This is a genomic window from Oscillochloris sp. ZM17-4, assembly GCF_019599295.1.
In the GTDB taxonomy this organism is placed as follows: domain Bacteria; phylum Chloroflexota; class Chloroflexia; order Chloroflexales; family Chloroflexaceae; genus Oscillochloris.
This window is the reverse complement of sequence record NZ_JAIEWN010000067.1, coordinates 1-17,902: the sequence shown is the minus strand read 5'-3', so window position 1 is coordinate 17,902 and position 17,902 is coordinate 1. Positions and strand designations below refer to the sequence as shown.

19 protein-coding genes are annotated in these 17,902 nt (G+C 69.3%); 13 read left to right on the top strand and 6 right to left on the bottom strand.

Annotated elements, in window-relative coordinates:
* The 12 genes from K2Z83_RS25875 to K2Z83_RS25820 form a co-directional block, all read left to right on the top strand.
* The coding region (locus K2Z83_RS25875; protein WP_220598060.1) for a hypothetical protein at nt 1–396 on the top strand (396 nt) is incomplete at its 5' end.
* A gap of 119 nt (nt 397–515) precedes the next feature.
* Nucleotides 516–788, top strand: coding sequence for a hypothetical protein (locus K2Z83_RS25870; protein ID WP_220598059.1), 273 nt, complete (start codon nt 516–518; stop codon nt 786–788).
* 72 nt (nt 789–860) lie between these two features.
* Nucleotides 861–1,376, top strand: coding sequence for a hypothetical protein (locus K2Z83_RS25865; protein WP_220598058.1), 516 nt, complete (start codon nt 861–863; stop codon nt 1,374–1,376).
* A 9-nt stretch (nt 1,377–1,385) separates the two neighbouring features.
* Nucleotides 1,386–3,803 (top strand): VirB4 family type IV secretion system protein, encoded by a 2,418-nt coding sequence (locus K2Z83_RS25860; protein WP_220598057.1) that lies wholly within the window; start codon nt 1,386–1,388, stop codon nt 3,801–3,803.
* A gap of 21 nt (nt 3,804–3,824) precedes the next feature.
* Nucleotides 3,825–4,286 (top strand): hypothetical protein, encoded by a 462-nt coding sequence (locus tag K2Z83_RS25855; protein WP_220598056.1) that lies wholly within the window; start codon nt 3,825–3,827, stop codon nt 4,284–4,286.
* Nucleotides 4,287–4,301: 15 nt separating this feature from the next.
* The gene (locus K2Z83_RS25850) at nt 4,302–4,943 is read left to right on the top strand and encodes a hypothetical protein (protein ID WP_220598055.1); all 642 of its coding nucleotides are present in this window, start codon (nt 4,302–4,304) and stop codon (nt 4,941–4,943) included.
* A complete protein-coding gene (locus K2Z83_RS25845) occupies nt 4,940–8,629 on the top strand; it encodes a type IV secretory system conjugative DNA transfer family protein (protein WP_220598054.1) in 3,690 nt (1,229 codons plus the stop codon). Before K2Z83_RS25850 ends, K2Z83_RS25845 begins: the two co-directional genes overlap by 4 nt.
* Nucleotides 8,630–8,753: 124 nt before the next feature.
* The gene (locus K2Z83_RS25840) at nt 8,754–8,900 is read left to right on the top strand and encodes a hypothetical protein (protein ID WP_220598053.1); all 147 of its coding nucleotides are present in this window, start codon (nt 8,754–8,756) and stop codon (nt 8,898–8,900) included.
* On the top strand, nt 8,893–10,185 hold the full coding sequence (locus K2Z83_RS25835) for a replication-relaxation family protein (protein WP_220598052.1): 1,293 nt from the start codon (nt 8,893–8,895) through the stop codon (nt 10,183–10,185). Before K2Z83_RS25840 ends, K2Z83_RS25835 begins: the two co-directional genes overlap by 8 nt.
* 188 nt (nt 10,186–10,373) lie before the next feature.
* Nucleotides 10,374–10,970, top strand: a complete 597-nt coding sequence (locus K2Z83_RS25830; RefSeq protein ID WP_220598051.1) for a hypothetical protein — start codon at nt 10,374–10,376, stop codon at nt 10,968–10,970.
* 15 nt (nt 10,971–10,985) lie between these two features.
* Nucleotides 10,986–11,543, top strand: coding sequence for a hypothetical protein (locus tag K2Z83_RS25825; RefSeq protein WP_220598050.1), 558 nt, complete (start codon nt 10,986–10,988; stop codon nt 11,541–11,543).
* Nucleotides 11,544–11,681: 138 nt separating this feature from the next.
* Entirely contained in the window at nt 11,682–12,878 is a 1,197-nt protein-coding gene (locus K2Z83_RS25820) for a hypothetical protein (protein ID WP_220598049.1), read from the top strand.
* A 117-nt stretch (nt 12,879–12,995) separates the two neighbouring features.
* Here K2Z83_RS25820 and K2Z83_RS25815 read toward each other — a convergent pair whose 3' ends face one another.
* The 4 genes from K2Z83_RS25815 to K2Z83_RS25800 all read right to left on the bottom strand — a co-directional run bounded on the left by K2Z83_RS25815 (nt 12,996) and on the right by K2Z83_RS25800 (nt 15,732).
* On the bottom strand, nt 12,996–13,742 hold the full coding sequence (locus K2Z83_RS25815) for a metallophosphoesterase (protein ID WP_220598048.1): 747 nt from the start codon (nt 13,740–13,742) through the stop codon (nt 12,996–12,998).
* Nucleotides 13,743–13,856: 114 nt separating this feature from the next.
* Nucleotides 13,857–14,378 carry a hypothetical protein gene (locus K2Z83_RS25810; RefSeq protein WP_220598047.1) on the bottom strand — a complete coding sequence of 174 codons (522 nt, stop codon included), beginning with the start codon at nt 14,376–14,378 and terminating at the stop codon, nt 13,857–13,859.
* A gap of 170 nt (nt 14,379–14,548) precedes the next feature.
* A complete protein-coding gene (locus K2Z83_RS25805) occupies nt 14,549–15,226 on the bottom strand; it encodes a DUF998 domain-containing protein (RefSeq protein WP_220598046.1) in 678 nt (225 codons plus the stop codon).
* The gene (locus K2Z83_RS25800; protein ID WP_220598045.1) at nt 15,223–15,732 is read right to left on the bottom strand and encodes a DinB family protein; all 510 of its coding nucleotides are present in this window, start codon (nt 15,730–15,732) and stop codon (nt 15,223–15,225) included. Before K2Z83_RS25800 ends, K2Z83_RS25805 begins: the two co-directional genes overlap by 4 nt.
* Nucleotides 15,733–15,826: 94 nt before the next feature.
* Between K2Z83_RS25800 and K2Z83_RS25795 the strand changes: the two genes are divergently transcribed.
* Nucleotides 15,827–16,699, top strand: coding sequence for an MBL fold metallo-hydrolase (locus K2Z83_RS25795; protein ID WP_220598044.1), 873 nt, complete (start codon nt 15,827–15,829; stop codon nt 16,697–16,699).
* 51 nt (nt 16,700–16,750) lie between these two features.
* Here the strand turns inward: K2Z83_RS25795 and K2Z83_RS25790 are convergent, their stop codons facing one another.
* Nucleotides 16,751–17,275, bottom strand: coding sequence for an AAA family ATPase (locus tag K2Z83_RS25790; RefSeq protein ID WP_255604518.1), 525 nt, complete (start codon nt 17,273–17,275; stop codon nt 16,751–16,753).
* A 175-nt stretch (nt 17,276–17,450) separates the two neighbouring features.
* On the bottom strand, nt 17,451–17,902 hold a 452-nt coding region (locus tag K2Z83_RS25785; RefSeq protein ID WP_220598042.1), incomplete at its 5' end, for a DinB family protein.

Below are 17,902 nucleotides of genomic sequence, written 5' to 3'. Positions count from 1 at the left end.
ACCGGCACGCTCCAGGCGAGTGCGCCGCCCGCGCCGTTCGTGTCGGGGGCGCGGCACGCCATCCCGCAGCTCGGCGACCTGACCCTGACCGACGTGCAGGTCGTGACATCGGCGCAGAACCCGGCGATCGCCGCCGGCCGCGCCCAGGTGCAGATCCGCATGGCCGCGCCCGCCGGGGTGGACTGGCCGACATGGCTGCCGGTGCTGCGCTGCTTCGACGGCAGCGCGGCCCGCAGCGCCACGGTCGCCGAGGCGGATGGCACGACCACCCTGGCCTACGACGTGCCGATGTCTGTCCTTGGCCATGCTGAGGAATCGCTCTGGCAGATCACCGCGCCCAGCGACGATGGATTGGGCGCAGCCTATCGCTGGGCCTTCCCGCTGGCGCTGCCGTAGATCCACCCAGGAAAGGGGGTGATGCCGCCCGTCGCTCGTGACCCGTGCCGGCCCATATCTACCCGTCATCAACGCATCATTTCACATCGCACCCTGGAGGCACTGCAATGATTCCTTCCATGAACACGTCGCCCCTGATCGCCTCGGCCCTGCTGGCCACCGACAATCCGATCCTCACGATCATCACAAAGGTTACCGAGGCGTTCAAGGCCACCATCGTGCCGGCGGCTGGCCTCGCCTTTATGCTGTTCATCTTCTTCTCCATCATCGCGCCCTTCGTGGGCGATTGGGCGACGAACATGAAGGGGCACGGCATGCGGATCGCGCTCTACCTGATCCTCTACAGCATGAGCAGCGGGCTGATCGTTTGGCTTTCGACGATAGCCTCCTAGCGCGGCCGTAGCGCCAGCCCGCCGCACCGGGCGGCGGGCTGACACCCTCCCGAACACGCCGAGGTATGCATCATGCCCTACACCCCAATCACCAACCTTTCGCGCCGCGGGGAGAAGGTCGCCCCCTTCCTCAGCATCCAGAACATCTTCGGGATCGCCCTATGCGGCGCGCCGACGTTTCTGATTGCGCGCTCACTGCCCGATCTCATGCGGTTCGTGCTGGTCGCGCTGGCGGCCATTGGTGGCTACCTGGTCACGCTGGACATGGCCGAGATGTCGCTCGCGGAGCGCCTGATCTGGCGGGCGCGCGGGCAGATCCGCATGATGCGGAGCCCGGTGATCAACCCCGACGACCTCCCCGGCGTGGTGCTCGCGCGCCCGTCGATCCCATCGGCCCCGCAGGACAGCCCCTTCCAGATGCTGTCGTCCTCGCCGCTGCCCGCGCCGCGCGCCCGCGCCGCGCTCGACGCCCGGGCCAGCAGCGCGATCCAGCAGGTGCAGCTGCGCCTCGCGACGACCGCGCCCGCGCCCGACCACGACGGTGCCGAGCTTGAGGCGGCTGCGGACGCCGAGCCGATCGCGGCATAGGAGATCACCATGCAGATCCTCGAGATGGAGAGCTTCCCGATCGAGCAGGTGCGCGACCTCCAGCGTTTGGAGCTTGACCTGGCGCAGTTTGTCAGCACCCACCAGATGCCGATGCGCTTTCTGTTCAGCGCGCACGGCTTTGCTATGGACATCCCGATCGCCCAGATCGACGCCCGCCTGCGCGATCTCGCGCCCATCGGCGCGCTCGCCGACGCCCTGCTGCCCTCGCTCCAGGCGCTGACCGTCGGCGACGCCTCGCAGCCCCACCCGGCCGATGTGGTGGCTGGCCTGTCGGACGAGCTCGACGCGGTGCTCGCCGACATCTGCGCAACGGCCCTGCCGGTCATCCTCGACGACCCGGAGGCGGCCAGCGCCGCCCACTGGCTGGCCCTCGGCGAGGTGCTGGAGTCATTGATCTGGACGCGCCCGGAGCTGTACGACCTCCGCCACTTCTACACCAAGCTCGCTGAGCGGCGGCTGCGGGCGGCCACCTTTATCCTCATCATCTGGGAGCCGCCAACGGCCAATGTCGAGGAGATCATCAACAGCCTCTCCTACACGACCGGCCGCCGGGTGTGCCGCCGCGACCAGCTGCGCCCCATCCTGCCTGGCCCGGTCACCGTGGACGAGCAGCGGGCGCGCCTGATCCCCATAGACGCCGCGCACCCGCACCTGGCGGTGCTGCGCTCCTACGACATGCCGATCGAGATCGACGCGCGCGTGCTCCACCCGCTGCTCAACGGCGAGCGCGATGTGATGATCGCCGTGGACATCCTGCCGATCCCACATGGCCGGGCGCTGTACCTCGCCGAGATGCAGCATCGCGCCGCGTCGGTGGCGCTGCGCAGCAACAGCGGCACCATCGACCCGCAGACCGCCCAGCGCGCCGCCTCCGCCGAGCGCACGATGTACGAGCTGCGCACCTCATCGCTCCACCAGGTGCAGGTCGCCGTGCTCGTGCAGGGCACGGACGCCGAGGATCTGACCCTCCAGGTCGCCGCCGCCCGCGACCGGCTGGGGCTGGGCGTGCGGGTCGAGGCGGTCGCCGGCAGCCAGGCCGAGCTCCTGAAGCTGTTCTCCACCATCCCGGCGGCGAAGATCGATGCCGCCTGGACGCGCAGCGACGCGCTCGCCCACGGCGTCGGCTGCCTGATGGGCGCGGTCGGCTTTCATCGCTCGCCGCTCACCGAGGGCTGGCTGTTCGGCATCGACAGCTTCCGCCAGTCGGCGGTGTTCTTTGACCCGTTCAGCGGCAATCGGGCCGGGCACATGGTCTACATCGGCGTCACCGGCTACGGCAAGACCTTCGGCATGAACCTGCTGACCCTGCGGGCTGCCGTGCAGGCGGGCTACCGGGTGATCTGGGTGGACGCCGATGAGAACAGCGGTCGGCTGGAGCGGGCGATCGGCGCCGGGGCCACCCGCCACATCCTCGGCGCCGGCCGCACGGTCAACCCGCTCGACCTGGCGTTTGACCCCGAGGAGGAGCCGGCCTGGATGTCGCTCCAGGCGGGCCATGTGATCGCCCAGCTCGCCATGATGATGGGCCAGCTGGGGAGTGACGCGCAGGGAAGGAGCGTGCTCATCCCGCGGGCGTTCACCAAGGAGGAGGAGGGCTACCTCCAGCGGGCGATCGCCATGCTCTATGTCGATCTGCCGCCCCGCGCCCCGCTGACCGCGATGCCGATCCTCGCCGACGTGATCACGGCGCTGGAGCTGATTGACGCCGAGGAGCAGGGCGACGACGCGGACGCGCTGGCCGAGGACGAGGACGCGCTGGATGACGACGACGACCCGCGCGAGGCCCGCGCCCTGGCGCGCACGCTGCGCAAGATGATCTACGGCTCAAAGCGGCGCACGACAACCCGCACCGCCTTTGGGCACAACTTCAACGGCATCACCACGGTGGACTGGTCGTTTGAGAACGATGTAACCTGCATCGATCTGACCGGGCCACGCGGGGCCGGGGATCTGAACCTCGACCTCTACTACTCGCAGGCGATCAGCACGATCTACCGCTACATGCGCCACCCGCGCCGCGACCGCACGCGCAAGACGCTGCTGATCCTCGACGAGATGGGGCTGGCCTCACGGATCTCCTCGGTCGCGCAGATGGGCGTGACTATCTCCAAGGTCGCACGCAAGTACGGCATGGCCCTGGTGACGGCCGACCAGCTGCCGAACTTCTACCTGGACACACCCGAGGGCCAGCAGATATTTGGTAACTCGCGGGTGCGGGTGATCTACCACCTCAAAGACCCCGAGGCCCGCCGGCTGGCCGAGGCCATCCCCGAGCTGACCGAGGCCCATATCCAGCACATCACCCGTGGGGATGTTGGGCGCTGTGTGGTCGTCTACGACAATATCGTCGTGCCAGTGGATGTGGAACCCGCCCCCCGCGAGCTTCAGCTGCTCCAGGGCTCATGACGAACGAAAGACATCTTACCTATGCATCGACGACCCTCAATCGCGCCCAGCATCCTCGCCGCCCTCCTGCTCGCCCTGCTACTGGCGGCCTGCGGCAGCGCATCCTCGCCCCAGGAGACCGGCCTTGACCGCAGCGACCCGGCGGCGGTCAATGCGGCCTGGGTGACTGCGGTGCAGCAGAACGACCGGGCGGCGGCCCTGGCCCTGCTCGACGCCGGCAGCGAGCAGGCGAGCGCTTTCAACGTCGACCAGTACCTCGGCGCGGTGGCCCGCCACATCAGCCCGACCGACGGCAAGCCGGACTCCGCCGGCGCGTTCCTGCGCGCCGAGCCGCTCGACGTGCGCGAGGTCGGCGCGGGCCGCCGCGCCTACAGCCGCTGGGTCTTCGAGAAGAAGACGCGCTGCTACTACGCCGAGCTGGCCGAGATCGGCGGGCAGTGGACGGTGACCAGCTGGTACGGCACCGATACTGGATGCGTGTGAAAGGGGCGGAGATCGATGGCACCGACGATACACACATGGCGAATCAGTGACCCGGCGGCGCTGTCCGCCGGCGACCAGACAACCCTGGCCACCGGCCTGCGCTACCACCTGGCCGTCGCCAGCCTGCACAGCGCGCTCGTGCAGGTCGGGGGACGCCAGCAGGCGTACCTGAGCCTGGCCGGCTGCCCCGGCTGCGCAACGGACCGCTGCGACATGGGCTGCCGCACCGATCTGCTGCGCCGCGTTCTGCGGGCGGCGGGCGGGCAGGCGGGCCATCTGGAGCGCGTCGCCGAGGGGCTCACCACGCAGGGCTACCGCGCCTTCCTCTGGGCCTGGCCCGCGCAGCCGGAGGCCGATCCCATAGATGGGAGTCTGTTAGCCGGCTGGCCGCGCGCCCGCCTGGTGGCGCAGTGGCGAAAGATGGGGCGGCAGCGCCTCCAGGTGAGCGCCCTGATCGCCCTAGGTGGCGACGCCGATGGGCCGCCGCTTGCGCCCCGGCTGGCCGCACAGGGCTGGGGCGCGCAGCCCGTCCCTGCGCTGCTCCGCTCAGGGGCCGCCGACCCGCGCTGGCCTCTGGCCCATCTGCGCGGCGGCGTCTGGAATCAGGCACCATGGATCGCCCTGCCGGCCGCCCGCACGGCGGAGGTGCCCGCATGAGCCTCTTCACCCCCACCCGCCCATCGGGCGGTAGCTCCCAGCCGCCACTGCCGCCCCACCCCGAGCAGTCGCTCTGGCTGCTGCGCATCGCGCTGCTGGCCGTGTCGCTCGTGTGGCTGAGCGCCCAGCTGATGCGCGATGACCTTCTGCCCTGGGCGGTGGAGGCTGCCCAGGCCACAACCGCCGCCGGCGCCCCGGATACCGCCCAGCGTGTCGGCGCGGCCCTCACCATCCTGCTGGCCCAGCCCGATAGCCCGCTTCTGTGGGCGCCAGTCGCGGGTGTTCTGCTGCTGCTGCTGGAGGCGCAGCGCGGGCTGCTGGCCGCCGCCGCGCTGCGCAAGGTCACGCTGGAAGGGACGCGCACCTTCTACCGGGTTCGCACGCTGCACCCACTGAATCGTGCGTCCACCCCCGATCCGCTCCCGGCCAGCATGTGGGCGGCCCTGCTCGCCAGCATGAAGGGCCAGGGAGGCGACCGGGTGGCGCTCAGTCTGAGCCGCACCGCCAACCTGCCGGCTGAGCTCGGCGTGCAGATCCGCGGGTTGAAGTCGGCCCCCGCTGACACCCGAGTTGCCGCCGATCGCTACGGACCGGCCGCGCCGCTCCTGCTCCTCGCCCGCCGGGTGGGCCGTGGGCCGGTGCTGCGCCCGGCGCTGCCCGACGCCGGGCGCACCGAGGCTGAGGATACAGTGGCAGCCCGGCGCATCGTCGAGGGCGTGCTGCGCGGCCAGGATGTGACGGTCCAGATGGAGCCGTGGGCCGACCCCCTGGGCGTGGTGGAACCAGGAATGGTCATCTTCAGCCAGGAGCTGACCTTGGCCCGCTCGCCCCACTGGCCGCTCACCGTCGCGGAGGATCAGGTCGGCGGGCTGCTGCGGTCGATGGCCCGCGCCCTGGCCGTGCCCGAGGGCGTGCGCGTGCAGGAGTATCAGATCCTCGCCGCACCCACCCGCGATCGGGGCACCCGCCGCTGGGTCGGGGCGTCGCGTCACTGGCTGGCGCGTCTGCGCCGCAGCGGCAGCGCCAACCTGACCGGCGATGTGGGGGTCGCCAGCGAGGTGGCCAAAAAGCTCGGCGACGCCCACGCGGTCGTCACCATCCGCATGGTGGTCGTCGCGCAGTCAGACACGCCCGCCCACCACACGGCGGCCCTGACCTCGCTGGAGGTGATGCGCGCGGCCCTGGCCGAGCTGAACCGTGACCATACCCTGCCGCATGGGCAGGTATTCCAGGAGCTGGTACCGGCCAGCACACCGTCGGAGGCGGCGATCCGCCGGCCCGGCCCGGCCCGGCCGCCGCTCCTGCGCCGGGCGCACCTGGCAGTGGCGATCCTGATGGCGCTGAGCGCGATCGGGCTGCTGGCGATGCTCGGGGCCTACGCCGCTCGACCCTGGGGGGATACCTTGCCCGGCGTGCCACAGCTCGCCTGGCTGGCCCACATCTGGCTCTGGTGGGTGATACGGGTCGTCTGGGGCGTGACCCTGGTGGTGGCGGCGGTGATCGCGTTCTGGGAGCAGGTGCTCGTCGATCCCTGGGTGGCGCTGCGTCGGGTGGCCCGCCGCCGCGACTCGAGCGACCCGCTGCTGTTGCCGCGCCCGCTCTGGCGCCAGCCGGCCATCCTGAGCAGCGCGGAGCTGAGCCGGCTCTGGCACCTGCCCGACGCGACGGCCGGCACCGAGATGGCCTGGACGCCGAACCGGATCATCCCCGCCCCGGCCAGCGCCTTCGTGCCGGCCGACACCACCACGCTCACCACGGCGGGAAAGCTCCCCGACCAGTGGCTCACCCTGGGCCACGCCTTCGACAGCGGCGGCCAGCTGCGCCCGGTCGGCGTACCGCTCAAAGCGCTCCATCAGATGATGCACATCACCGCCGGCATGGGGGCGGGCAAGAGCCAGGCGGCGGCTGCGATGTGCGCCCAGCTCATCCCGCACGGATTCATCATCCTCGACGGTAAGGGCGACGATGAGAGCGGGTCGCTGGCTAACGTCGTGCGCAAGCTGCTCCCGGTCGGCGAGGAGCACCGGCTGTCGTACCTCAACGTGTTGGAGACAGCCTACCCGATCGGGCTCAACCCGATCTATCACCTGATGGTCGCAATGGAGCAGGCCACCAGCAAGGCCGAGCGCGACCTGTATTTCAACGCGGCCCTGGGCCTCATCCTGGGCCTGTTCGAGCGGCTCGACCCCGCGCGCTGGCAGGAGTCGCCGGGAATGCAGCAGTACGCCCTCATGGGCTCACATCTGGTGCTGCGCACCGGCTCGTCGCGCACCGGCGAGATCCCGACGATGGCCAAGGTGGCAAGGGCGCTGGAGGACGAGGCCTTCCGGGCCACCCTGATCGCACGCTACCCCTTCAAGAACGACCTGATCTTCCGCTTCTGGACGCAGCGCGAGGAGCAGCTGAGTGAGGCCCAGAAGTCGAGCCTGAGCGCCCTGCTACGCCGCCTGGACCTGTTCATGGCCAACCCAATCACCCGCCCGATGCTCACCGTCGAGCGGCCGAGCGTGGATCTGCGGCAGGCGATGGACGACGGGCAGATCATCATCATCCCCATGCCGCATCGCTCGCTGGGCGGCCTGGCCCCACTCGTCGGTATGCTGGTGCTCCAGTCGATCGTGGCAGCGGCCTACGCCCGTAAGGGCGACGCCCAGAGCCGCATCACCGCGCCGGTGCTTGTCGACGAGGTGCAGGTCTTCATCGTGAACGACCAGAGCCCGGACTTAGAGCAGGCATTCACCCAGCTGCGCGGCTTCGCGGTGCCGATGATTGTGCTGCACCAGACGCTCAAGCAGATCGGCGCGCTCAAGGACACCTTCACCATCAACGCCTCCAATCGACTCATCCTGCGCACCGGCGAGCCCGACGCCTCCGAGTACGCCAAGATGTACTCGCAGGCCGGGCTCAAGCCGGAGGATATCAAGGGCATGGAGGCGCTGCACCATCAGTATGCCGTCACGCTCGGGCCGAACCGTGAGCAGCTGGTCTTTAGCCTGCGCCCGAACGTCTGGCCCACCCCGCCGGACGAGCGCCTCCCACCGCTACCCGAGGGCGTGGCGGTCGGTAGCTGGAAGGAGTTGGTTCCGTCACCCGACCCGCGATGGTCAGAGCGCGAGCGCGAGAACTTCTTTAAGGCAGATCAGGTTATTGCGGAGGTCATCTATCGCGATCAGACGATGCGTGAGTTCTCCGAGATCGCCGGCCAGATGGCGCAACTCCCATCCCGCATTTGGGAGGCGCTGATCGCCCAGTGGGAGCGCATTCGCGCCCACCACTACCAGGAGCTCCTCAACTACCCGGCTCAGGAGCCGGATCAGGTCGTGCGGCAAACCTGGTTGACCAACCTGCGGGCCAGCCGCGGGGCGCTGATCGAGGAGGCGATCACCCTGCGGCAAGATATGGGGATGGTTGAGGCCACACAGGCGCAGGCGAGCCATCAGGCGCAGCTGCACCGGCAGCTGCGCCTGCCGCCGCACGACGTGTCGCCTGTCGATGTGGAGGTGCTGCCGAATCCCCCGATGCTGGCGGCATCCGACCCCTCCCACGAGGATATGGTGCGTATGCGTCGGGCGCGACCGAACGATATGCCAGGCATCGCCAACTACGAGGCGGAGCCGGAAGCGACACCCGAGGCGGAGCCGGAAGCAACACCCGAGGCGGACTCACCGAAAGAATATTTCTCATGACCACGTACGACAACACTACAGCCGTCGCCAGAATCATGGCCGAGATAACGAACTCGACACACGACGACCCTTTTGCGCTTGAACGCATCGCCAACCAGCTCGCGCGCTTCCCGATCAATATGTGGTGCGTGAGCTGCTCCCGCCGGGCGAGGAGCACCGGCTATCCTTCCTGAACGAGCGGGAGCCGAACTACCCGGTCGGGCTTGCCTCGCTAGATGCGAGCGCAGGCGCGTCGGCCTCTGACAGCAGCGAGGATGACCAGCATGTCTAACAGCGACAAGAAGAAGGCCGACAAGAAGAAGGCCGACAAGAAGAAGGCACCCAAGCGACGCCCAGGGCGAAAGCTGGATGTCAACGCGGTAAACGCCTGGGTCAGCCGTATTTCCCGGATGCACCCCGATGTGGCGGCGGTGGTCGCGAAGCTGCCGCCGCGCATCTATGAGTGCGAGCGCAGCCAGAACCCCGGCTACGACGGGCTAGGGTTTCCGATCCCCAATGCGAACCCGGTTACCGACGAGCGCATGGTCGAGTTGCTGCGCGTGCTGGGCCGGCTCTATGTGGCCGATGTCGGGACACTCCATCGCATGCTCTACTACCGGAGGTTTGGTGTCAGAACTACATATAACGACCTTCAACACCTCGCCGCGCAGGGCTTTGTCTGGAAAGTCCCGGCCTTCCTAGGCGGCGCCAAGCAACTGCTCCGCAATCGCCCGGTCAAGCCGATCCACGTCTACGGGCTGAGCCGGGCGGGCCACCAGCTGCTCGCCGACATGGGTGTAGAGACGGATGACCGCCAGCTGGAGCTGCTGGTCAAGCGCGACGTGACCGGCGTCGCGGCCAAGCCGAGCAGCCTGGCCCACGACCTCCAGATCTCCTGGTGGTGCGCCTCGATGATCGAGGGTCTGCGGCTCATCCCCTGGTGCTCGGGCGTCTGGTGCCAGGTTGAGTACAACACCATCACCGGCCAGCGCGCCGATGCGATCCTCATCGCCCGCTTCGACTTCCGCCACCCACGCGCCGAGCAGAATCAGATCCCCTGGTTCTCTGGGACGCCGCTGCGTGAGGGGGAGGTCGAGCTGCGCTGGGCGCTGGAGCTCGACAACTCAACGGAGTCCGTCGACATCCTGGTAAAAAAGTTCATTACCTACCGCGACCTACACCGCAACGGCATCTACCGGAACGTGCTCGGCGGGGATGTCATGCTGGTGCTGGTCGTGCAGAACCAGAACCGCGCCGCCTACCTCGCCGCAGAGTTTCAGCGCGCCTGGCCGGACGGGTGGGGCGTCGTCTCCACCCCCGAACTGGCGAACACCACCCCGTTCGGCGCGGTGTGGGGCACCTACCTCAGCATGATCTCCGAGCAGCCGGTGCCCCTGCTCTCACGCATTACGCAGACCCTGCGGCCCGGGGAAAACATGATCGATACCGGCTTCGTGACGGAGCTGAACTACCTGCAGTGGCGAACCTACACCAGACTCCTGCTGGAGGAACGACCGCCGCAGTCGCGCGGCGCATTGCAGCGGATCATGGCCGAGCTGAAGCAGAAAAAGGTGTAAGGATGAAGGACCATCCTCACAGCGACGACAACGACGATGCAGGCACAGGCGATGCTCAGGCACCGTACCACAGCGGCGGGGGGCGCGCACGCTCTCGGGCTACCGACCAGGCAGCGCCGCCGCCCACGCCGCAGCGTGCGGCAGCACCCGGTGGCGATGGGGTGGAACGGCTCTCCGATCAATCCGCATTGAGCGATGACGAATGGGATTTCTTTCTGGACTTTCTGGAGGCGATTCGCAGAGGAGAGGAGCCCCTCGGCCCGCTCCAGCTGTTTTCTCCCGTTGAGGCACCGATCACGCCGTCCAACAAGGGCAAGGGGAAGAAGGGCGCGGCGGCGAGTGCCCCGCCCGCCCTGGACGCCCCGCCTTTTGACCAGGCGACGGGCGGCCAGGCATGGCCGAGTGGCCCGCTCGTTGGCACCGATCTCTTCACGTCTGATGAGGTGCGTCAACTTGTCGAGGGCATCCTGACCGACGAGGAGATCATGAACCACACGAGCATGCCCGGCCTGACCCGCGCGCGGCTACGCGAGGTCGCCAAGCGGCTTACGTTTGATGCGAACCGATTCGGGCGCTTCTCGGCAGCGCTGATCATCTGGTTCGCCAACGCGGGGGTGACGGTGCTGGCCGATGATACGTCCCGAACGGAGTGGTCACGCCCGCGCCCGCTGATCGGGAACAACCGGGTGGAGATACGGCGTCGGCTCTGGGCGACAAACCCGCCCGACGGGAAGACCGCCGGCAGCATTGCCCGGTCGGCTGGTTTCGACAGCAGTTCGCTTTAACAGGTGGGAAGATCAATGACACACCTATCAGACAACGTCACAGACCCAGAGGTTATTGAGCAACTTGTCTTCTACATGACTGAGATCGCGGCGGGCGGCACACCGTTCGGCCCACTGCCGGATCACATCCTGCGCCGCGCCGTCGATGCGAGCGATGCGGATGCCAGCGCGCCGCCGCCCGTCGCGAAGGCCGGGTCGGCCTGGCCTGACCTGCCGCTGGCGGCCAAGCGGCAACTGCCAGGCTCCCAGGTTGGGAAGGTACTGCTGCTGGCGCTCTGTGACGAGGAGATCGCCGGTGATGCGCGCACGGCAGGGGTGACCCCCGCCCGGCTGCGCGGCATGTTCGTCGCCGCTGGCATCGACCCATCAGACACAGGCCGGGCGCTGCCCGCCCTCGCCCTCTGGCTGGCCGACGCCGGCGTGCTGACCGACGCCGGCGAGACAACCACGCCCTGGGCGAACCCGCGCCCGCTGACCACGAACGATGCCAATGAGGTGGCGCAGCGCCTGCGCGCCACGCCGCCGCCTGCACCGGAGGCCGTGAAGGCTGCGCGCGAGCAAGGGCTGAAGTAGAACAAAACGCACGAATTGGTGTCTCGCCCACAGAAAGGGGGTGGTCGATCCCGATCCCGTTCCCGCATACTCCACATCCACATCCTCGCCATTATTGGTTCGCCACTATTCATCATCACATACAAGGAACCAGTCATCATGACCACGCAGCAGCCCTTCCCGAAGAACAAGGTCATCCTGTACGGCAAGATCGACCAGCAGCGCCAGAGCATGAGCGAGCGCAAGAAGAACGCCACCCCCCTGCCCGCCGTCCGCAGCTTCCGCAACGCGAACAAGGGCACCGACTACACCGTTGATGTCCAGGTGGCCGCGCCCTACGGCGGCAGCTACCAGATCGACATCGACGTGGGCATGGTCGAGGGGGCCGATATCCTAGCCGGCGCGCAGGCCGGGCAGATGATCGTGCTGGAGGGCCACCTGACCCGCACCCGCGAGGTGGACCGGCGCTTCCGCGACTACGACGCCGAGATGATCGAGGGCATCATCTACCAGGACGTGGTGATCCAGGTGGAGCGCGTGCGCCCGCGCCAGGAGTCCGACCCGGCGACCACCGGCTCGAACATCTGGGTCGAGGGCGTCGTGGTCGAGCCGCCGGTGTTCTTCCGCCACCCCGACTTCCCCGAGATCGAGCTGGCCCGCGTCGGCGTCAAGGCCCGCACCACGCCCGCGCTGAGCGACGACGGGGTCGTGCGGCCGGGCCGCCCCTGCGAGGTGACGGTGATCGTGCCCACCGACGACGAGGGCGCGGAGCTGCTCTATCGGCGCGGCAACCAGGTGCGGGTGCGCGGCGTGCTGGAGCGGGTGGCCATGCGCCAGAACCGCGATCTAGTGCGCGAGCGAGTCACCGAGCTGCAGGATGCGTGGAATCAGCGGCGCGCGGAGATCAAGGCTCAGGCGGAGGGGGCTGAGCGCGCCCTGCTCACCGAGGGCGACCGCTACCTGCGCGAGAAGGAGCGCACCGAGCGCTCGGCGCGCACGATGGTGCTGGCCGTCGCGGTGACGCCGCTGGACGGGGCGACCCCGATCTCCCGCGCGGAGGCGATTGATGACCGCGACGCCTACACGCGGGAGTGGCGGGCCGCCCGCGAGCAGCGCCGCCGGGAGCAGCGCGAGCGTCGGCGGGGCAACCTGGCCCACGAGGCGGCGGCCCGCGCGGCCGACGGCGAGCAGCCCGGCGACCCGCCTGCACGCGTGGTGTCGCGGCGCCCACGCCGGAGCCTCGTCGAGACGGAGGCGGTTATCCCAGTCGTCGATGTCGTGGCGGAGGCGCTACCCGAGGCCGAGGTTCCGGCCCCTCGCACCGCAGAGGATGTGCCGGTGCTCGCTGAGGTATGACAGGTGCCCTCCTCACCGTACGCGAATCACCAGCTCAGCACCGCATGGCTTGATGCCGGGCTGGTGATTCGCGCACGTCGGGTACTGGCCGAGCCACGCGCCAGGCCAGGGTGGAGCCTACCCTGCGCGACCGGTGGCGATCCAGGCCGCCCGGTCGGGGCGGCCGTTGCGTCGGGCCTCGTCAGCAGCGACATCCCAATCGTAGGGCACGGCGACGAGCTTGACCGACCAGCCGCCGCCCGCCTCGCGCAGGATGGCGTAGCGCGCGTGCGGGCTGCCGGCCTCCATCGCGTGTGGGTGCGGCTGGTCGTCGGTGTAGGCTGGAACGCCGACGCTGCCGGGGTTCACCACCAGCCGCCCATCGGCCAGGGCGACCACACGGGGCTGGTGGCTGTGCCCGCAGGCGATCACCGGCTGCGTGACGCCAGCGAGCAATGCTGCCAGATCGGCGTCGCCACGTAGCCGCACGCTCTGGGGCGTCACATCCTCCAGCAGGCAGGTCGTATCTAAGGCGGGCGTGCCGTGACAGCAGAACAGGTCGCCGACGACCAGCGTCTGCGGCAGGTCGCGCAGCCAGGCGACCTGGTCCGGGCCGAGGCGCGCAGTGATGAAGTCCTGGTCAGCGCTGCCCACCACCGCTGGCGGTGGCGCGTGGACAATCCGGTCCTGGTTGCCGCTGACCGTCGGGATGGCCCGGTCCATCAGGCGCTCCAGCGTCCCGGCCGGGTCAAGCGAGCCATAGGCGCAGTCGCCCAGGTTGATGATCTGGCGGACGCCGCGCCGGTCGATATCGGCCAGCACGGCGTCAAGCGCCCATGCGTTGCCGTGGATGTCGGCGATCAGGGCCAGGCTGGTCTCGGTCATGCAGACGACCCTTTCGTATCGTCCGTCGCGAAGGCAGTATCCAGCACGCGCCGAAAGGCCTGACGCGAGCCGCCCTCGGAGACGGCGGGGGCCACCTCGGCCGGCGCGAAGTGGCTATGCGCTCTCCCCGCGCTGATACAGCGCCGTTCCATAGAATTCGTACGACGCAGCCCGGTCGGGGAAGTCGACGACGTGGACGGTGAAGCGCGCCGGCAGGCCGTTCTCCGGGCAGTGCTCTTTGAAGAAGCCCCCGTAGGCCTGGGCGTAGGCACCGCGTAAGCGCTCAAGTTCGCGCGCATACCCCTCCGGGTCGGCGATCGGGTTTGGCGACTTCGGCTGCGCGCGGAAGGCGTGGATCTCGATGAAATCCACCTCGGCGAGCGACTGGCAGATCCCCGCCTCCTGGAGCCACTGCTCCCAGCACTGAAAGACCAGCGGGATCTCGCGCTCCGGGTCCATGCGGATGACCTCGTCGCGGCCGAGGATGGTAGCCGCCGAATGTCCCCCGGTGAGCCCCGAGAAATAGAGTTTCAGATCGCCGTCGGGCTGCTGCTCGACCACCAGGTTCGACAGCACCGGCGCCTCGCCCTCGTAGTAGTAGGTCAGCTTACCGCGCCGCTTGACCGTGAATGGCATACGATACGTCCCTTTCGTCAAGGCAAGCCCGGTGCGCGGCGCATCGCTGCCAGCACACGCGCATTCTCGCGGGCTCGCTCGTCACAGGAGCAGGCCTAATCATACACGAGGAACACGCTGAACACGCCCATGCTTTCTTCACCGGGGCCAGCAATCCTGCCACGCAGGAGCTACTCAGTAACGCCGCCGCCTGCCTGGCCCGGCGCCTCCGGTGCGAGCTGCCAGAGCCGCCCCGCGACGACCAGGAACCAGCCCAGCGTCAGGGCCAGAAAGCCGTAGAAGGCCGTCCCCTTGAGGGCGAAGGCTGGCGCGGCCAGAGTGACGACGAGGATGGTCGGGAAGGTGAGCGCTCGCCAGGCTGGGCGGTGGCGCAGCTCGCCCGCGAGCAGCAGCATGCCGGGGAGCAGGCTCAGGCCCAGGCAGACATAGGCCCCGTCGTGGATGCTGCCCGCGAGCGTGCGCGGCGTCGGTAGGTAGGTCGGGTCGGTCTTGAAGGCGAGCAGGGCGAGGGCCAGGCCAGCGACCCCCAGCAGGCGCGAACCCCAGAGCGGCGGCCCGCTGCGCGCCAGGTGGTGATCCAGCCCGGCCGCGAAGACCGCCAGCAGCCCGCCCGAGAGCAGAAAGGCGGCGATCATCCAGCCTCCGTCGGGGCTGAGGGCCAGGCCGCTCGGCCAGTCTAGCGTGGGCGCGCGCAGCGGGTCCCAGCCCAGGGTGCGCAGGAACGCGCCCTGGCGCAGGGTGAGGGTGAGGATCGTTCCGCCAAGGTACAGCGGCCCGATCAGCCCGGCCGCCGCCGCGAGGCGCGGGCCGGGCCAGGGTGCGCGACCACCGCCCCTGCGGGGGCTCACGCCGCGCCCGCAGCCGGCAGCCCGCCGTCGCGCCGAGCCAGCACCAGCTGGCGGGTGAGCTGCAGGTGGCCGAGGTGCATCGCGCTGTGCTCAATGGCGTGGAGGATGCAGGCCCGTCCGGTCAGCAGCTCGCCGTTGCGCACCGGGGTGAAGCCGTACTCGGCTGGCGGTGACGGGGTCAGGCCGAGGGCGGCCTCGGGCAGATCGGGCAGCAGCGCGTCGAGGGCGGCCCGCCAGGCCTGCAGGCGGGCGATCAGCTCCGGGCCGCTGGCCACCGCCCGAAACTCGGCCGGGCGGTCGCGCGGGATGCGCTGGCCACCGACCAGCACCAGCGTCCAGAACGCGCCGGCGCCGATCGTATGGGTCGCCAGCGCGGCCATCGTGTTCGCCTCGTCCAGATCAATCGGGGCATTCAGCGCCGCATCGTCCAGCCCAGTCAGTGTCGCGATCAGGTCGTCGATGATCTGGCCGAAGGTGCGGGCGTAGGCAATCGTCTCATCGCTCATCGCGTGCCTCCAAGGGTGTGAGCAGAGGATGGCGGGTATGGTAGCATACACAGCGCTGAACCGCACCGCTTTGACACGAGAGGCAGGGATATCGATGGCAACGATTCCGGCTCGCTTCACCCTCGGTAACGCGACGGTCTCGATCCTGCGGCTGGGGGCGCTCCAGGCCCGCCTAGCCGACTGGCTGCGCCTGGATCCGGCCGCCTGGCCGGAGGCGTACCGTGACGCCTTCGCCGCGCCGATCAGCGTCCCGATCCAGTGCGTGCATCTCGCGCTGTCCGGCCGCTCGCTGCTGATCGACGCCTGCCACCCGCAGCTGCTGGCCCACGTCGGCACGCCAGACCCAGACGCCGCAGCCTCGCCCGGATTGCGCGACCAGCTCGCCGCCGTCGGTGTCGACCCGGCCGACATTGATACGGTGGCGATCACCCACCCGCACTTCGACCACTATTGCGGCCTGATCGATGTGGGCGCCGCCCCGGCTGGCGACCGGCTGCTCTTCCCCAACGCGCGCCACCTGCTCGGGCGCGCCGACGGCGAGCAGCTCCAGGCCGACCTCGCCAACCCGGCGACGCCGGTCGGTCGGGCGCTCGGACTGGTCGATCGCGCCGGCCGGCTCGATCTGATCGATGGCGCGCGCGATCTCGGCGACGGCATCCGGATCCTGCCCACGCCGGGCGAGACGCCGGGCCACCAGGCCGTGCGGGTCGAGTCCGGCGGCGCCGTGCTCTACATCCTGGACGACCTCTACCACCACCCGGTCGAGGTCGCCCACCCCGACCTGGGCGTTCACTGGGCCGACCCTGTGGCCACCGCGGCAAGCCGGGCCCAGCTTGTCGCGGCGGCCCTGGCCGAGCGCGCCCTGCTGATCGCCGCACATATTCCCGGCGTCGGCCGGCTAACCGGAACAGCCGACCACGCCCGCTGGGAGCCGCGTGCGCCCGCAGAGCTGGTGCCGGCCGGCTGAGGCCGCTCAGCTCTCTCGTATGGGAGTAGCGCCCGGGCTCGTTCGGTAGGTCTACCCGCGCGTCAGCCCGATGACCCGCAGAACATCGTCGGCCACCTGCTGTGGCGAGCGATCCTCAGTCTGCACGTGCTGGGCGAAGCGCGGCTCGGCGAGGCGCGGCAGGTAGGTGATCGTGCGCTGCCAGCCCCAGGAGCCACCGTCGTCGCCGCGCTGGCGCAGCCGGGCCTGGATGGTGTCCAGCGGCGCCAGCAAGCAGACGTGAGCGAAGTGGTCGGTGAGCGCCCGCAGGCCGCTGGTGATCGTGGCGAAGTAGCCCGGGTGGGCGATCGTCATCGGCACAATCAGGTGCCGGCGATACTGGCGCATCAGCTGCTCGGCGATCTGTACGGTGAGCGTCGGCCAGAGCGCGATGTCCTGAAAATCATCGGTCTGCTCCTCGGGCGGCAGGATGCCGGCGGTGAAGGAGCGCAGCGCCGTGCCGACGATCTCGGGGTCGTAGAGCATTGCGTCGGGAATGGCCGCGCAGAGCGCCTGCGCGGCCGTGGTCTTGCCGACGCCAAACGGCCCGTTGAGCATAATGATCACGGCTATCTCCCTTTCTGTGAGCTCGCGGCGGTAGCTCAACGATACGGGAAAACAGGGTCTGGGGAGATGACGCCCGGCTGAGCGCGCGGTGATGAGACTATCGCGGTGCGCCATCGCGCCCGGCGAGCTGCGGGCGATCGCGCATCAGGAGCCTTTCGCTGCGCGACTATGTCGCACGATCCTCCGCCGGATCGCCGCGCCGAGCCAGCACCAGCTGGCGGGTGAGCTGCAGATGACCGAGGTGCATCGCGCTGTGCTCAATCGCGTGGAGGATGCAGACCCGTCCGGTCAGCAGCGCGCCGTTGCGCATCGGGGTGAAGCCGTACTCCTCCGGCGGCGGCGGGGTCGGGCCGAGGGCGGCCTCGGGCAGATCGGGCAGCAGCGCGTCGAGGGCGGCCCGCCAGGCGTGGAGGCGGGCGATCAGCTCCGGGCCGCTGGCCACGGCCCGAAACTCGGCCGGGCGGTCGCGCGGGATGCGCTGCCCACCGACCAGCACCAGCGTCCAGAACTCGCCGGCGGCGACCGTGTGCGTGGCCAGGGCGGCTATTGTATTCGCCTCTTCCAGGTCGATCAGGGCGTTCAGTGCCGCGTCGTCCAGCCCGGTCAGCGTCGCGACCA

Excerpts from the sequence above, each read along its gene's own strand:
- K2Z83_RS25865 (WP_220598058.1), top strand. The coding sequence starts at position 861 with ATGCCCTACACCCCAATCACCAACCTTTCGCGCCGCGGGGAGAAGGTC.
- K2Z83_RS25810 (WP_220598047.1), bottom strand. The coding sequence starts at position 14,378 with ATGCCATTCACGGTCAAGCGGCGCGGTAAGCTGACCTACTACTACGAG.
- K2Z83_RS25850 (WP_220598055.1), top strand. The coding sequence starts at position 4,302 with ATGGCACCGACGATACACACATGGCGAATCAGTGACCCGGCGGCGCTG.
- K2Z83_RS25845 (WP_220598054.1), top strand. The coding sequence starts at position 4,940 with ATGAGCCTCTTCACCCCCACCCGCCCATCGGGCGGTAGCTCCCAGCCG.
- K2Z83_RS25790 (WP_255604518.1), bottom strand. The coding sequence starts at position 17,275 with ATGCTCAACGGGCCGTTTGGCGTCGGCAAGACCACGGCCGCGCAGGCG.
- K2Z83_RS25860 (WP_220598057.1), top strand. The coding sequence starts at position 1,386 with ATGCAGATCCTCGAGATGGAGAGCTTCCCGATCGAGCAGGTGCGCGAC.
- K2Z83_RS25795 (WP_220598044.1), top strand. The coding sequence starts at position 15,827 with ATGGCAACGATTCCGGCTCGCTTCACCCTCGGTAACGCGACGGTCTCG.
- K2Z83_RS25800 (WP_220598045.1), bottom strand. The coding sequence starts at position 15,732 with ATGAGCGATGAGACGATTGCCTACGCCCGCACCTTCGGCCAGATCATC.
- K2Z83_RS25825 (WP_220598050.1), top strand. The coding sequence starts at position 10,986 with ATGACACACCTATCAGACAACGTCACAGACCCAGAGGTTATTGAGCAA.
- K2Z83_RS25815 (WP_220598048.1), bottom strand. The coding sequence starts at position 13,742 with ATGACCGAGACCAGCCTGGCCCTGATCGCCGACATCCACGGCAACGCA.
- K2Z83_RS25855 (WP_220598056.1), top strand. The coding sequence starts at position 3,825 with ATGCATCGACGACCCTCAATCGCGCCCAGCATCCTCGCCGCCCTCCTG.
- K2Z83_RS25870 (WP_220598059.1), top strand. The coding sequence starts at position 516 with ATGAACACGTCGCCCCTGATCGCCTCGGCCCTGCTGGCCACCGACAAT.
- K2Z83_RS25835 (WP_220598052.1), top strand. The coding sequence starts at position 8,893 with ATGTCTAACAGCGACAAGAAGAAGGCCGACAAGAAGAAGGCCGACAAG.
- K2Z83_RS25820 (WP_220598049.1), top strand. The coding sequence starts at position 11,682 with ATGACCACGCAGCAGCCCTTCCCGAAGAACAAGGTCATCCTGTACGGC.